The 13,169-nt window shown below is 67.6% G+C and carries 14 protein-coding genes; 5 read left to right on the forward strand and 9 right to left on the reverse strand.

Translation table 11 applies throughout. The features are described from left to right. Positions 1-347 precede the first annotated feature (347 nt). Positions 348-1,829, forward strand: coding sequence for a lipopolysaccharide biosynthesis protein (locus tag ACGVWT_RS07715; protein ID WP_315463093.1), 1,482 nt, complete (start codon positions 348-350; stop codon positions 1,827-1,829). A gap of 21 nt (positions 1,830-1,850) precedes the next feature. On the opposite strand, the gene ACGVWT_RS07720 is transcribed toward ACGVWT_RS07715, so the two are convergent. Further along, positions 1,851-2,279 carry a CBS domain-containing protein gene (locus ACGVWT_RS07720; protein WP_315463094.1) on the reverse strand — a complete coding sequence of 143 codons (429 nt, stop codon included), beginning with the start codon at positions 2,277-2,279 and terminating at the stop codon, positions 1,851-1,853. Between the two features lie 96 nt (positions 2,280-2,375). Between ACGVWT_RS07720 and ACGVWT_RS07725 the strand changes: the two genes are divergently transcribed. After that, complete coding sequence (locus ACGVWT_RS07725) at positions 2,376-2,684, forward strand: hypothetical protein (protein WP_315463095.1); 309 nt, start codon at positions 2,376-2,378, stop codon at positions 2,682-2,684. A gap of 245 nt (positions 2,685-2,929) precedes the next feature. On the opposite strand, the gene ACGVWT_RS07730 is transcribed toward ACGVWT_RS07725, so the two are convergent. The 4 genes from ACGVWT_RS07730 to hisS form a co-directional block, all read right to left on the reverse strand. Beyond that, positions 2,930-3,889, reverse strand: a complete 960-nt coding sequence (locus ACGVWT_RS07730; RefSeq protein ID WP_315463096.1) for a DUF4167 domain-containing protein — start codon at positions 3,887-3,889, stop codon at positions 2,930-2,932. A gap of 280 nt (positions 3,890-4,169) precedes the next feature. Then, entirely contained in the window at positions 4,170-4,994 is an 825-nt protein-coding gene (gene prmC / locus ACGVWT_RS07735; RefSeq protein ID WP_315463097.1) for a peptide chain release factor N(5)-glutamine methyltransferase, read from the reverse strand. Between the two features lie 144 nt (positions 4,995-5,138). After that, positions 5,139-6,215 (reverse strand): peptide chain release factor 1, encoded by a 1,077-nt coding sequence (prfA, locus tag ACGVWT_RS07740; protein ID WP_315463098.1) that lies wholly within the window; start codon positions 6,213-6,215, stop codon positions 5,139-5,141. 106 nt (positions 6,216-6,321) lie between these two features. Continuing rightward, positions 6,322-7,530: a histidine--tRNA ligase gene (hisS, locus tag ACGVWT_RS07745; protein ID WP_315463099.1), complete on the reverse strand. Its 1,209-nt coding sequence runs from the start codon at positions 7,528-7,530 to the stop codon at positions 6,322-6,324. A 50-nt stretch (positions 7,531-7,580) separates the two neighbouring features. On the opposite strand from hisS, the gene ACGVWT_RS07750 reads away from it, so the two are divergent. The 3 genes from ACGVWT_RS07750 to ppa all read left to right on the forward strand — a co-directional run bounded on the left by ACGVWT_RS07750 (position 7,581) and on the right by ppa (position 10,992). Continuing rightward, positions 7,581-8,240: a DUF1345 domain-containing protein gene (locus ACGVWT_RS07750; protein WP_315463100.1), complete on the forward strand. Its 660-nt coding sequence runs from the start codon at positions 7,581-7,583 to the stop codon at positions 8,238-8,240. 219 nt (positions 8,241-8,459) lie between these two features. Continuing rightward, on the forward strand, positions 8,460-10,376 hold the full coding sequence (locus ACGVWT_RS07755) for a peptidase M61 (RefSeq protein WP_315463101.1): 1,917 nt from the start codon (positions 8,460-8,462) through the stop codon (positions 10,374-10,376). 34 nt (positions 10,377-10,410) lie between these two features. Further along, complete coding sequence (ppa, locus tag ACGVWT_RS07760; protein ID WP_116460090.1) at positions 10,411-10,992, forward strand: inorganic diphosphatase; 582 nt, start codon at positions 10,411-10,413, stop codon at positions 10,990-10,992. 155 nt (positions 10,993-11,147) lie between these two features. On the opposite strand, the gene ACGVWT_RS07765 is transcribed toward ppa, so the two are convergent. From ACGVWT_RS07765 to ACGVWT_RS07780, 4 genes are read right to left on the reverse strand one after another with little or no spacing between them, the layout of a single operon-like run. Beyond that, entirely contained in the window at positions 11,148-11,630 is a 483-nt protein-coding gene (locus ACGVWT_RS07765) for a GNAT family N-acetyltransferase (protein ID WP_315463102.1), read from the reverse strand. Further along, entirely contained in the window at positions 11,627-12,520 is an 894-nt protein-coding gene (locus ACGVWT_RS07770) for a DMT family transporter (protein WP_315463103.1), read from the reverse strand. The genes ACGVWT_RS07765 and ACGVWT_RS07770 overlap by 4 nt, the downstream gene beginning before the upstream one ends. Further along, positions 12,517-12,903, reverse strand: a complete 387-nt coding sequence (locus ACGVWT_RS07775; RefSeq protein ID WP_315463104.1) for a type II toxin-antitoxin system VapC family toxin — start codon at positions 12,901-12,903, stop codon at positions 12,517-12,519. Before ACGVWT_RS07775 ends, ACGVWT_RS07770 begins: the two co-directional genes overlap by 4 nt. Next, positions 12,900-13,145, reverse strand: a complete 246-nt coding sequence (locus ACGVWT_RS07780) for an AbrB/MazE/SpoVT family DNA-binding domain-containing protein (RefSeq protein WP_315463105.1) — start codon at positions 13,143-13,145, stop codon at positions 12,900-12,902. Before ACGVWT_RS07780 ends, ACGVWT_RS07775 begins: the two co-directional genes overlap by 4 nt. Between the last annotated feature and the right edge of the window lie 24 nt (positions 13,146-13,169).

Raw genomic sequence — 13,169 nt, forward strand, 5'->3', positions numbered from 1 at the left:
TGTAACTAGGACATGGAACGGCTTATTGCTTAACGTGCATCCCGGGCCTTGAGGACCCGAAACACACGAGCCGCCGCCCACATGTCCCTTCATCTTACCTACAATGTCAAAGAGCCGACAAAAACCGACGCCCAGTCAATCCCTCTTTTTGGAGGGCGACCCCGGCGCCTGGATTTCGGTGACCGTAGAAGCGAACCGTGTGGTCCGTCGCTGCGGTGACGTCCCTCTAGGCGGGGTGTTCCGAACGGTCAAACACTTTTTTGCATTTTTCTTTCAGGGGACGTGCAAACCCGCAGAAAAGCTGGGATTTACGGGATGTGAAGACCCCCTCCCCTACTCCCCGCCGGATGGCCACCACCCCGAATCACGCCGGCAACCGGTCCGAATCACTCGAGAATCAGGTGCGACGCGCGATTCTGTGGCGCTCGGGCAGCCAGATTTTCGCGCAGACGGTGCAATGGGCCGCCACCTTCCTGGTCATCCGGATCCTCGATCCACGCGATTACGGCCTGTATGCGATGACCTCGGTCGTGCTGGTGTTTCTCAACATGCTCAACGGCTACGGCCTGGCGAGCGGGCTGATCCAGCGCGACGACGTGACGCCGCATCAGACGCGGCAGCTGTTCGGGATGCTGATCGCGCTGAACGGCACGCTCGCGGTCGTGCAGCTCATCCTCGCGCCGGTCGCCGCAGCCTATTACCGCCAGCCCGAAGTCGCGCAGCTGCTGCGCGTGCAGGCGCTGATCTATTGCGTCACCCCCTTTGCCGCGCTGCCCTATGCGCTGCTCAGCCGGCAGATGGAGTTCCGGCGGCAGGCGACCGCCAACGTCGCCGCCTCTCTGGCGGGCGCGGCGACCGCGCTGGCCGGCGCGCTCGCCGGCCTTGGCGTGTGGACATTGGTGTGGGCACCGATCGCGCTGTTCGCGGTGCGCGCGACGATGCTGACCTGGGGCGCCCGATCGCTGATGTGGCCGAGCTTCGACTTTCGCGGCGCCGGCCACCTTGCCCGCTATGGCGGGGTAATGGCGGCGGGGCAGTTCTTCTGGTTCCTGCAGAGCCAGGCCGACGTGTTCATCGGCGGACGCTGGTTCAGCGCCCACCAGCTCGGCATCTACACCACCGCGCTGTTCCTGGCGCAGATCTTCGTGTCGAAATTCGTGCCGCCGCTCAACGAGGTCGCGTTCAGCGCCTATGCCCGCATCCAGCATGACGACGCCGCGGTGTCGCGCGCGTTCGTGCGATCGGTGCGGATCATCATGCTGGCGGCAATGCCCTTCTACGCGGGCCTTGCCGTCACCGCCTATCCGCTGGTGCTGACGGTGCTCGACGCGAAGTGGGTGGAGGTGGCGCCGGTGGTGCAGGTCATCGCGCTGGCCATGCCGTTCATGACGATCCAGGTCCTCTATTCCCCCGCCTGCGATGCGCGCGGGCGGCCGGGCATCGGTGCGCGCAACGGCGCATTCGGCGCGCTGGTGCTCGCCACGACCTTCCTGATCGGGGTGCATTGGGGACCGGTCGGGCTCGCGTGGAGCTGGGTGGTGGCCTATCCGGTGTATCTGGCGGTGAGCAGCTGGCGGTCGCTGCCGGTGATCGGCGTCGCGCCGCTGGCACTGATCCGTGCGGTCGCGCCCGCGGCGATCGCCGCCGCGGCGATGGCGGGCGTCGTCCGACTGGTGGAGGCGCTGCTGCCGCCGCTGGCACCGCCGGTGCAGCTGGCGATCCTGGTCGGCGTGGGGGCCGCGACCTATGGCAGCTGGCTCGCGCTGTTCGCACGCGGCACCGTGCGCGAGCTGATCGCGATCCTACGCAAGCGGCCGCTGCCCGCCTGACGGGGGCAGCTCCGGCCCGTCCTACCCCTGCTGGATATAGTCGCGCATCGCCGCGGCATCCGCCTCGATCCGGTCGATGCGGTATTTGACCAGGTCGCCGATCGATACGAAGCCGACCATCCGCCCGTCCTCGACCACCGGCAGATGACGGATGCGCCGCCGCGTCATCAGCGACAGCGCGCCGATGACGTTTTCGTGCGCGCCGACGCTCTGCACCGGCTGCGTCATCACCTCGGACAGCGGCCGGTCGAGCGCGCCCGCGCCGGCCTGCGCCAGGCAATGGACGACGTCGCGTTCGGAAAAGATGCCCACCGGCACGCCCTCCTCGCAGACCGGCACCGCGCCGATCCGTTTGTCCGCCAGCACCGCCACCGCCTCGCCGACGCGCGTCTGCGGGGTCAGTGCGATCACATCGTCGCCCTTGGTGCGCAGGATTGCCGCGATCGTCATGTTCATCCTCCTCCGTCACATCCGACTCGGTCCCGTCCGGGTCTTCGGGCCGGATCGGGGTTGAGCAGATCATGTTTGCGCGTCATTGGCAAAGCCATGGATCAGCGCCCCGCCGGACTGGACGATCCCGCACTCGCGGCGCACGCCTGGGCGCGGTTCCGCAGCATCATGGCGTGGATGATCGCCGCCGCCGCCGCGTGCAGTGCAGGCGCGATCGGCGGCCTTGCCTGGGTGCACGGGCCGTTGCGGCTGATCACCATGGCAGCGGTGATCGGCGGGGTCGGCGGATCGATCGCGCTCGCGGGCGCGTTGATGGGTCTGGTGTTCCTGAGTTCGGGCACAGGGCATGACGAACACGTCAAGCGGCACGATCCGCCCGCGCCGGGACCGCGGCACGACCGCTAGGTCTGGCGCTGCGGAGGTGTTGCGTGTGCCGCACCGGCAGCCTGCTTATCTGGGGCGATTGTAGACGCGGCATGCACAGGCTCGCGCCAAGCTGAGGTCTCGCGGTTTGAGGGCACGCCCCCGCGCCGCAAGAAACCCCAAGCGTCGCTGGGGCGATCTTTCGAGCGGGATAAGCCCGACAACAACAAAAAAGGGCCGGCTCCTCATCGGAACCGGCCCCTTATGGCGTTCGAAAGACCCCGCGCTTATTCGGCAGCAGGCACTTCCACCGCGGGCGTACGCGGGGTGCGACGACGGCGCGGCTTGGGCGCCTCTTCGTCGGAATCGTTCGCCGCTGCGATGTTGAGCGAGGGCGGCAGGCGATCGGCGTCGACGCCATTGCCCTGATCCTCGACCGCGGGGGCCTCGACCTGCGCATCCCGACGCGGGCGACCGCGGCGCTTGGGCGCGGGCGCGTCGGCGGCGATCACCGTCTCGGCGCGCTCGGTGAGCGATTCGCCCTCTGCGATCGGATCGGCACGATGCTGGCCGGCAACCTCGACCGGCGCCTGCTCCGCTTCGAAGCGGGGACGACGGACGCGGTCCTCGCGCTGGGGGCGGTCTTCACGTTGCGGGCGATCGTCGCGCTGGGGGCGATCGTCGCGCTGGGGGCGATCGTCACGATTGCCGCGCTCTTCGCGATTGCCGCGGTCGTCCCAGGTCCGGCCCTGGCGCTGGTCGCCGTCCTGGCGGTCGCGATCCTGCCGATCCCGATCCTGCCGATCCCGATCCTGGCGGTCGCGGGTCTGGCGCTGCGGGCGATCCTCGCGGCCCTGCCCCTCGCGCGCCTGCGCCTCACCGTCCTGGTCGCCGGCCCGGATCGGTTCGCCTTCGTCGCCGTAATCCTCGTCGTCGTTCAGATCGAACGGCTGCTGGCGGCGCGGCTGATTATCCTCGAAGCGGCCGCGCTGATCGGCGAGCACGCGGAAATAATGGTCGGCGAACTGCAGATAATATTCGGTGTTGACGCGGTCGCCCTGGCGCTGCGCCTCCATGGCGAGGTTCTTGTACTTCTCGAACAGCTGGTTCGCGTTGCCGCGCGCGCGGCTGTCGATGCGGTTGCCGTTATCGGGACGCCCCTGGCCACCCTGCCGCGGCCCGTTGTTGCCGCCGCCGTTGTTGCCACCACGGCCGCGACGGCGGCCGTTCTGCCGATTGTTAATCAAGCTGATGTCCCATGATCTGAGTAATGGTCCTCAAAACCAATCCGGCCCTTCGGGCCTGACGCACGGTCAAACGGTGCCATCCTTTGCGTCCGCGGCGTGCCCTTCGGGGCAACGCTGGAGCCTGTCACGGCCCCCGCCCATGCGGCGACCTGATGACGAAAGGATGCGGGTAACCGTCCTACGACCCCTTGTGATCGTCGATGGTGCTTGCCCCGGCCCGACCAATAGCTGGCGCAAGGGCGTTCCTACAAGCGAAATATGTGGATGGTCGTGCCATCTTTCAACCGGCGCCGCGGGGCGTGACGAGAAGGCAGCGGTCGCGCTGCCCAAGATCGCGATGGACGATGCAGTCGAGGCCGGTCGCGGCGAACAGCGCGGCCACCGCCGCGGCCTGGGTATGACCGATCTCCACCGCCGCGCAGCCGCCGGGCGCGATCAGCCGCGCGAGCTGCCCCGCGAGCAGGCGATAATCGTCGAGGCCATCGGTGCCCGCGAACAAGGCGGAGCCCGGTTCGTGGCGGCGCACCTCGTCGGGCAGTGGCTCGTCGGTGCCGATATAGGGCGGGTTGGCAAGGACGAGATCGAAGCGCGCATCGATCGCCGCTGCCCAATCGCCGCGGACGAAGGCGGTGCGGTGCGCCATCCCCAATGCGATGGCATTCGACGTCGCATAGGCCAGCGCCTGCGCGGAGCGGTCGACGCCGACCCCACGCGCCGGCCATTCGTCGAGCGCGGCGAGCAGCAGCGTCCCCGGACCGGTGCCGAGATCGAGCACGATCGCGGGCGCGCGACTGCCGAAATGCGCGAGGGCGGCGATCAGCAGCGTCTCGCTGTCGGGTCGCGGCACCAGCGCGCCGGGACCGACGGCGAGGTCGATCGTCCAGAAGCCGCGCGTGCCGGTGATATACGCCACCGGCTCGTGCGCCGCGCGCCGTTCCACCAGGCCTGCGAAGGTGGCGGGTACTGGCCGCTCCATGTCGAGCAGCAGCGCGTTGCGATCGATCCCCAGCGCGTGCGCCATGAGCAATTCCGCATCGAGCCGCGCGGTAGGGGAAAAGCCGAAGCGCGCCGCGGCATTTGCGATGGCGGTGCGGAGGGACGTCACACGCCCCTCTGTTGGTCATCCCGGCGAACGCCGGGATCCATGGACACGCGACGCATCGGTCGCGTCCGCACGCCGGCCACACTCCCATCCGTGGATCCCGGCGTCCGCCGGGATGACGAAGCAAGGCAATGGGAACTCACGCCCTCACCCATCCAGCGACGCCAGCCGCTCCGCCTCGTCCTCGGCGATCAGCGCGCCGATCAGTTCGTCCATCTCGCCCTGCAGGATTTCGGGCAGGCGATGCAGCGTCAGGTTGATGCGGTGGTCCGTCACGCGGCCTTGCGGAAAATTGTACGTCCGAATGCGCTCCGACCGATCACCCGATCCCACCATCGCGCGGCGGGTGCCCGAGCGTTCGCTCGCCAGCCGCTCGCGCTCCGCTTCGTACAGGCGCGTGCGCAGGACCTTTAAAGCCTTGGCCTTGTTCTTGTGCTGCGACTTTTCGTCCTGCTGGATCACGACCAGGCCGGTGGGCAAGTGCGTGATACGCACCGCGCTGTCGGTGGTGTTGACCGACTGGCCACCGGGCCCCGACGAGCGATAGACGTCGATGCGCAGGTCCTTGTCGTCGATGCGCACATCGACCTCTTCGGCCTCGGGCAGCACCGCAACGGTGGCGGCGGAGGTGTGGATGCGGCCGCCCGCTTCGGTGACGGGCACGCGCTGCACGCGGTGAACGCCCGCTTCGAACTTCATCTTGGCGAACACGCCCGTCCCGGTGACGCTGGCGACGACTTCCTTGAACCCGCCCGCATCGGACGAGGAGCTGGAGATCACCTCAACCCGCCAGCCCTGCGTTTCGGCATAGCGCTGGTACATGCGCAGCAGGTCGCCGGCGAACAGCGCGGCCTCGTCGCCGCCGGTGCCGGCGCGGATTTCGAGCATCGCCGCGCGTTCGTCCGCCGCATCGCGCGGCAGCAGCGCGAGCGCGAGGCGCCGGTCCGCCGCTTCGAGCGCGCGGGCATTGTCGCGCAACTCCTCCGCGGCCAGGCTACGCAATTCCTCGTCGCCGGTATCCTCCGCCATATAGGCGAGGCTGTCCGCCTCCTGCCGCAGCCGCCGCACCTCGCTCGCCGCCTGGGCGACGGGTTCCAGCTCGGCATATTCCTTCGACACCGCGACGAAGCGGTCGGAGGGCAGATCGCCGGTCGCCATCTGCGCCTGCAACTCGTCCCGCCGCGCCTCGATCTGCGCGATCCGTTCGGGGGAGATGGTGGTCATGCCACGCTTCCTCCGTCACCCCGGCCTTGAGCCGGGGTCCCGCTGCAATCCGCCGCCTTGAACATGAAGCGGGACCCCGGCGCAAGGCCGGGGTGACGAACAAGGCTCACAGCAGCCCCTCCAGCCGCGATGCGCCTCCATCGAGCACGCGCCCGCGCCGGCCTTCACGGCTGAAGGTCAACGTCTCACGCGGTTCGAGTTTGAGCGCCTTGTCGTACCGCTTCTTGGGCGAGCCGGTTGCAACCAGTTCGGCGGACACACCCGCGCGGCGCAGCCTGGCGAGAGTCGCGATCGCCTCGTCCCGCATCGCGTCCTCTTCGATCACCAGGACGACGTCAGGCCGCTCCACCGCCGGCTCGTCCAGCAACATCGCCAGCCGCTCGACACCCGCCGCCCAGCCCACGCCCGCCGTCGGCGCGCCGCCGAGGCTCTCGACCAACCCATCATAGCGCCCGCCGGCCAGCACCGTGCCCTGTGCCCCCAACCGATCGGTGACGAACTCGAACGCCGTGTGCCGATAATAGTCGAGGCCGCGCACTAGCCGCGGGTTGCGCGTCCACCGCACCCCCGCCGCATCCAGGCCCGCCGTCACCGCGTCGAAGAACGCCCGCGCCCCCGCCGTCAGATAGGCGTCGATATCCGGCGCCGCGTCGGCGATCGGCCGGTCGCGCGGGTCCTTGGAATCGAGGATGCGCATCGGGTTCTTGTCCAGCCGGGTCAGGCTGTCTTCGGACAGCTCCCCGCGATGCGCCTCGAAATGCGCGACCAGGCCGGCGCGCCATGCGTCGCGCGTTGCGGCGTCGCCCAGGGTGTTGAGCTGCAACGTCACGCCCTCGGAGATCCCCAGCTCGTGCAGCAACTGATCCGCCATCACCAGCAGCTCGACGTCCGCCGCCGGCTCGGGCGCGCCCAAAATCTCGGCGTCGATCTGGTGGAACTGGCGATAGCGCCCCTTTTGCGGGCGTTCGTAGCGGAACACCGCGCCACTCGTCGCGACCTTCAGCGGCGCATATTGCTGCCAGCCTTCGGTCAGAAAGGCGCGCGCGATGCCCGCGGTGAACTCCGGCCGCAGCGTTAGCGAATCGCCGCCGCGGTCGGGGAAGGTGTACATCTCCTTCGACACGACATCGGTCGTCTCGCCGATCGATCGCGCGAACACCTCGGTCGCCTCGAACACGGGCAGATCGACGCGTTGGAAACAGTACAGGCGGCGGACGCGTTCGAACGTCTCGATCACGGTTGCGAAGCGGCGCTGCTCGTCGCCGAAGATATCCTGGGTTCCGCGCACCCGGCGCGGCGTTTCGATACGGGCCATATGGTGGCGGTATCTAGGCGACGCCGCTGCCAAGCGCTAGCACCCGAAGCATGAGCAATCCGCGCCGCTATTGGGGAATCGGCAACCGCATCGCACCCCCGCGGTTCGCGCTGTTCGTGGCGATCTTCGCCATCGGGCTGGCCGCCCTGATCCCGATCGTCGGCAAGGGGCGCGGGATCATGGGGGCGTTCGATGCCGCCGCGATCGTCTTCCTCCTGTCGCTCGTCTCGCTGTTTCGCCACGCCAACGCCGCGCGCATGCGGCGGGCGACGCGTGAGAACGACGCCAATCGCGCGTTGCTGCTGGCGATTACCGCGGCGACGATGGGCGTGATCCTGGTCGCGGTGGCGGGGGAGCTGAAGGGCCGCAACGATACGCTGGCCATCGTGCTGGTTGTGACGACGCTGGCGCTGAGCTGGCTATTTTCGAACATGGTCTATGCCATGCATTACGCGCATCTGTTCTACAGCGCCGACGACGGCGGTACGGACGCGGGCGGCATCGACTTTCCCGGCTGCAAGGAACCCGATTACTGGGACTTCCTGTATTTCAGCGCGACGCTGGGCATGACGTTCCAGACCAGCGACGTCGAGATCACCTCGCGGCGCATCCGCCGCGTCGTGCTCGGCCAGTGCCTTGCCGCCTTCGTGTTCAACCTGGGCGTCATCGCCTTCACGATCAACGTGCTGGGCGGCGGCGGCAGCAACTGAATCTTTCTCGTCTCGTCACCCCGGACTTGATCCGGGGTCCCACTATTGCCAGCAGGAGAAGCGGGATCCCGGATCAAGGCCGGGATGACGGGTGTGGATATCGGATGGTGCCAGATCGTGAGGAGCGGGGTTTCCGGAGCGACTACGCCGCGTAAGGGCTGGACGCCGCGGCTTTGCGAAGCTTACACCGGTGTATTCGTTTCTTGCCGAAGGCTCGCCATGCTCCGTTCCGTCGCCGTCGCCACCCTGCTCCTGTCCACCGCCGCGCCAGCCCTTGCGCAGGTGCCCGCCGGCAATTCGGCGCCGCAGCCGGTGCCCTTCGTCGACACCATCCCGGAAGCGCAGGACACGCCCTATCCCGGCACGATCCTGCTCAACGTCGATGCGACCAACACCGAACAGGGCATCTTCCGTGTGAAGGAGACGATCCCCGTCGCCAAGGCGGGGCCGACGGCGCTGATGTTCCCCAAGTGGCTGCCCGGCGCGCATAGCCCGCGCGGTGAGATCGAGAAGCTCGCCGGCCTCGTCATCAAGGCGAACGGCCGCGTCATTCCGTGGACGCGCGACATGGTCGATGTCTTCGCCTTCCACATCGACGTGCCGCAGGGCGCGCGCAATCTGGATGTCGAGTTCCAGTTCATCTCGGCGACCAAGGGCGATCAGGGCCGCATCGTCGCGACGCCCAACATGATCAGCCTGCAGCCCAATTCGGTCAGCCTGTATCCGGCGGGCTATTTCACCCGCCAGATTCCGATCCAGATGACGGTGAAGTTCCCGACCGGCTGGACCGCGGCAGGCGCGGTGCCGGCCAAGGCGAACGGCTCGACCTACGTCTATGACAAGACGAATTACGAGATCCTCGTCGATTCGCCGCTGCTCGCCGGCCGCTACGGCAAGACGTGGCCGCTGTCGGAGCGCGTGAACCTCAACGTCTTCGCCGACGATCCCAAGGAACTCGCGGCGACGCCGGAGCAGATCGACGCGCACAAGCGGCTGGTCGAGCAGGCCGAAAAGACGTTCGGCGCGCACCATTACGACCATTACGAATTCCTGCTGTCGATCAGCGACCAGTTGGGCGGCATCGGGCTGGAGCATCACCGCTCGTCGGAGAACGGCGTGACGCCGGGCTATTTCACCGAATGGAATGCCAGCCCCGGCCGCCGCAACCTGCTGCCGCACGAATTCACCCACAGCTGGGACGGCAAGTTCCGCCGCGGTGCGGAGCTGTGGACCCCCGATTACCGTACGCCGATGCGCGACAAGTCGCTGTGGGTCTATGAAGGGCAGACGCAATTCTGGGGCTATGTGCTGCAGGCGCGTTCGGGCCTGGTCAGCAAACAGGACACGCTGGACGCCTATGCGGGCATCGCCGGCAGCTATGATCTCGCCCCCGCCCGCCAGTGGCGCGACCTGATCGACACTACCAATGATCCCGTCATCTCGGCGCGCCGGCCCAAGGGCTGGACCAGCTGGCAGCGTAGCGAGGATTATTACAACGAAGGCCTGATGGTCTGGATGGAAGTCGATGCGATGCTCCGCCAGAAGTCGGGCGGCACCAAGTCGATCGACGATTTCGCCAAGGCCTTCTTCGGCATCCGCAACGGCGACTGGGGCGAAGTCACCTATACGTTCGACGACGTCGCCAACACGCTGAACGCGATCGTCCCCTATGACTGGGCAAGCTTCCTCACCAAGCGCCTGACCGAGACGGGCCAGCCCGCGCCGGTCAACGGCTTCGCGATGAACGGCTACAAACTCGTCTACACCGCCGAACCGACGAAATACTTCACCAACGCCGAAAAGAGCGGCGGCGTGAACGTCACCTATTCGATCGGCCTGTCGGTGGCGAAGGACGGCGAGGCGACCGCGGTGATCTGGGACAGCCCGGCGTTCAAGGCGGGCCTCGACGTCGGCACCGTCATTCAGGCGGTCAACGGCACGGCGTATAGCGGCGATGTGCTGAAGGCGGCGATCGTCACCGCACAGACCTCGAAGGAGCCGATCAAGCTGCTGGTGAAGAGCGGGCCGCGCTATCGCGAAGTCGCCATCGACTATCACGGCGGTCCCCGCTATCCGCGCCTGCAGAAGACTGGCACCGGCGAAACCGGACTCGACAAGCTTCTGATGCCGCGCTGAGGGGCAGCGGGCATAGGATTATCAAGGGACTTTCATGCGTATCGATCTGATTCCGGTCGGCAAGAGCCCGCCCGACGACCTCAACGTAATCATCGAGGTGCCGACCGGTGGCGAGCCGGTCAAATATGAGTTCGACAAGGCGAGCGGCGCGCTGTTCGTCGATCGTATTCTACACACGCCGATGCGCTATCCGGCGAACTACGGCTTCGTGCCGCACACCCTGTCGCCGGACGGCGATCCGCTTGACGCGCTCGTCATCGCGCGCTCGCCGTTCATCCCGGGCAGCGTCGTGCGCGCGCGTCCGATCGCGGTGCTGAACCTGGAAGACGAAGCCGGCGGTGACGAAAAGCTCGTCTGCGTGCCGGTCGACGCGGTGTTCCCCTATTATTCGAACGTCGACGGCCGCGCCGACGTGCCGGAGATCGTGTTCGAACAGATCGAACACTTCTTCACGCACTATAAGGACCTCGAAAAGAAGAAGTGGGTCCGCATCGGCGTCTGGGGTGACCGCGACGAAGCGCGCCGCATCACGCTGGAAGCGATCGAGCGCTACGACGCTGCCAAGGCGAAGGGCGAAGAGCCGCACGACCACGACGTGCCCGGCCGCGAGGGCTGATGCAGCCGAGCCTCCCCCGCACGCGCGGGGGAGGCTCGACCCGCTCACCAGCACCGAAACGTCGCCCCAGCGAAGGCTGGGGCCTCCGGCGGCTCCTGTCCCATGCGCCACCAGGAGATCCCAGCGTTCGCTGGGATGACGTGCGGCGGATCGTATCAGCCGCCCGCCATCCGCCTGAGCGCCTCACCCTCGACGCGCTGCACGGTCCACTCCTCCAGCCCGACCGCGCCCATCCGGCGGTAGACCGCGATTGCATCCGCGTTCCAGTCGAGCACCGCCCATTCGAAACGCGCGCAATTCCGCTCCACCGCGATGCCGGCCAGGTGGCGGAGCAAGGCGCCGCCCACGCCCTTCCCGCGCGCCGCCGGCGTCACATACAGGTCTTCGAGATACAGGCCGCGCCGCCCCTTCCACGTCGAGAAATTGTGGAAGAACAGCGCAAAGCCGACCGGCTCCCTCGCCTCTTCGGCGATTACCGCTTCCGCCGCCGGGTGCGGCCCGAACAGCGCCTCGCCCAGCATCGCCTCGGTCGCCTCGACCGCATCGGGCTCGCGCTCGAACGCGGCCAGCTCACGGACGAAGCGCAGGATCGTCGCGATATCGTCGGGCGTCGCGGGGCGGATGGGGATATCGGTCATAACGACGCTTCCGTTTGCGGGGCGGGAATCGGGCGGCGCACCGCGACCAGGCACCCGGCGATGATCAGCAAGGCGCCCCCGATCGTCCACGGCGACACGCGCTCGGCGAAGACCAGCCAACCGAACAAGGCAGACCAGACGAAGGCGGTATATTCGACGGGCGCCAACACCTGCGCCTCGGCACGGGCGTAGGCCCAGGCGAGCGCGACCGCCGACACCGATCCCAGCGCCGCCGACGCGACGATCGCGGGCAGTTGCTCGATGCGCGGCACCCCTGCGAACCACGGTGCGCCGATCAGCAGCAGTCCGCCCAGCACGATGCTGGTGAACAGCGCCACCTCCAGCGGATCGGCCGCCTGCGCCTGCCGCCGCAGCAGGATCAGGCTGCCCGCATACAGGATCGACGCGATCAGGATCGCGACGCTGCCCAGCACCATGTCCTCCGACGCACGCGCCTGCACCTGATCCGCGGCGATCGCGAACACGCCGAGGCTCGCGACCAGCGACCCTCCGACCGCGCTGCGGTGGATACGCTCGCCGAGCGTCAGGGCGGCCAGGAACAGCGCGATCAGCGGCGCGAGGAAGGTCAGCGCCACCCCCTGCGCCATTGGCACGCGAACGAGGCCCCAGAAGAACAGCAGCACCGACGCGCCACCCACGCTGCCGCGCGCCAGATGCAACCGCAGCGCCGCCCACGCCGGCCACCGCCCGCCCCGCGCGATGAAGATCGGTGCCAGCAACACCACACCCGCCACGGATCGCCAGAGTACGGCAAAATAGGCGCCACTCTGGATCGAGAGCCCCTTCATGATCGCATCCATACCCGCGTAAACGGCGATCCCCCCCGCGGCGACGCCGAAGGCAGTGGCTGGAGATGCGGTGCGGCTCATCGGATCAGGCGGACATCGATGCCAAGTGCGGGGCCGACCTCGGCCAGCCGACGATCACCGGTATAGATCGGAAGGTTGCGCGTCCCGCCCAGCGCCAGACAGGCGCGGTCGCCGAGCGATGCACCCTGCCCTCGCGTCGGCTCGCGCAGGCGCGCCGCTTCCAGCGCGAGCGGAAGGTCAAACGGCACGACGACGATCTCGTACATCGTCAGGATCGACAGCACAGTGTCGGCGCTTGCACCCCGCTCGACGCCGCGCGCGCAACACTCCGAGACATTGACGGCCGACATCAGGCTGCCGCGGACGATGTCGCGGACCAGATCAGCGCCCGGTTCACCCAGCATCAGCGCCATGGTCGCCGAAGCATCGACAACGGCGCTCATTCTTCGCCCCAGTCGGCACGCCGCTCCTTGAGAAAGGTGTCGACGGAGTAATCATCCCCGAAGATCGCGCGCGCCTTGGCCTGCGCCTGCCGTATTGTCTGATCGAACGTCATCAATCGAACGCCGCCGTCCTCGGTGCGATCGATGACCAGCGAGTCGCCGTCCTTGATGCCGAGTTCGCGGCGGATATCTGCGGGGATCACCACCTTGCCCCCTGCGATCACCTTGGCATGATAGGTCATGTCAGAACCTCCAGGTCCTGACGA

The sequence above is a fragment of the Sphingomonas sp. S6 genome (genome assembly GCF_043498045.1).
Classification (GTDB): Bacteria; Pseudomonadota; Alphaproteobacteria; order Sphingomonadales; family Sphingomonadaceae; genus Sphingomonas.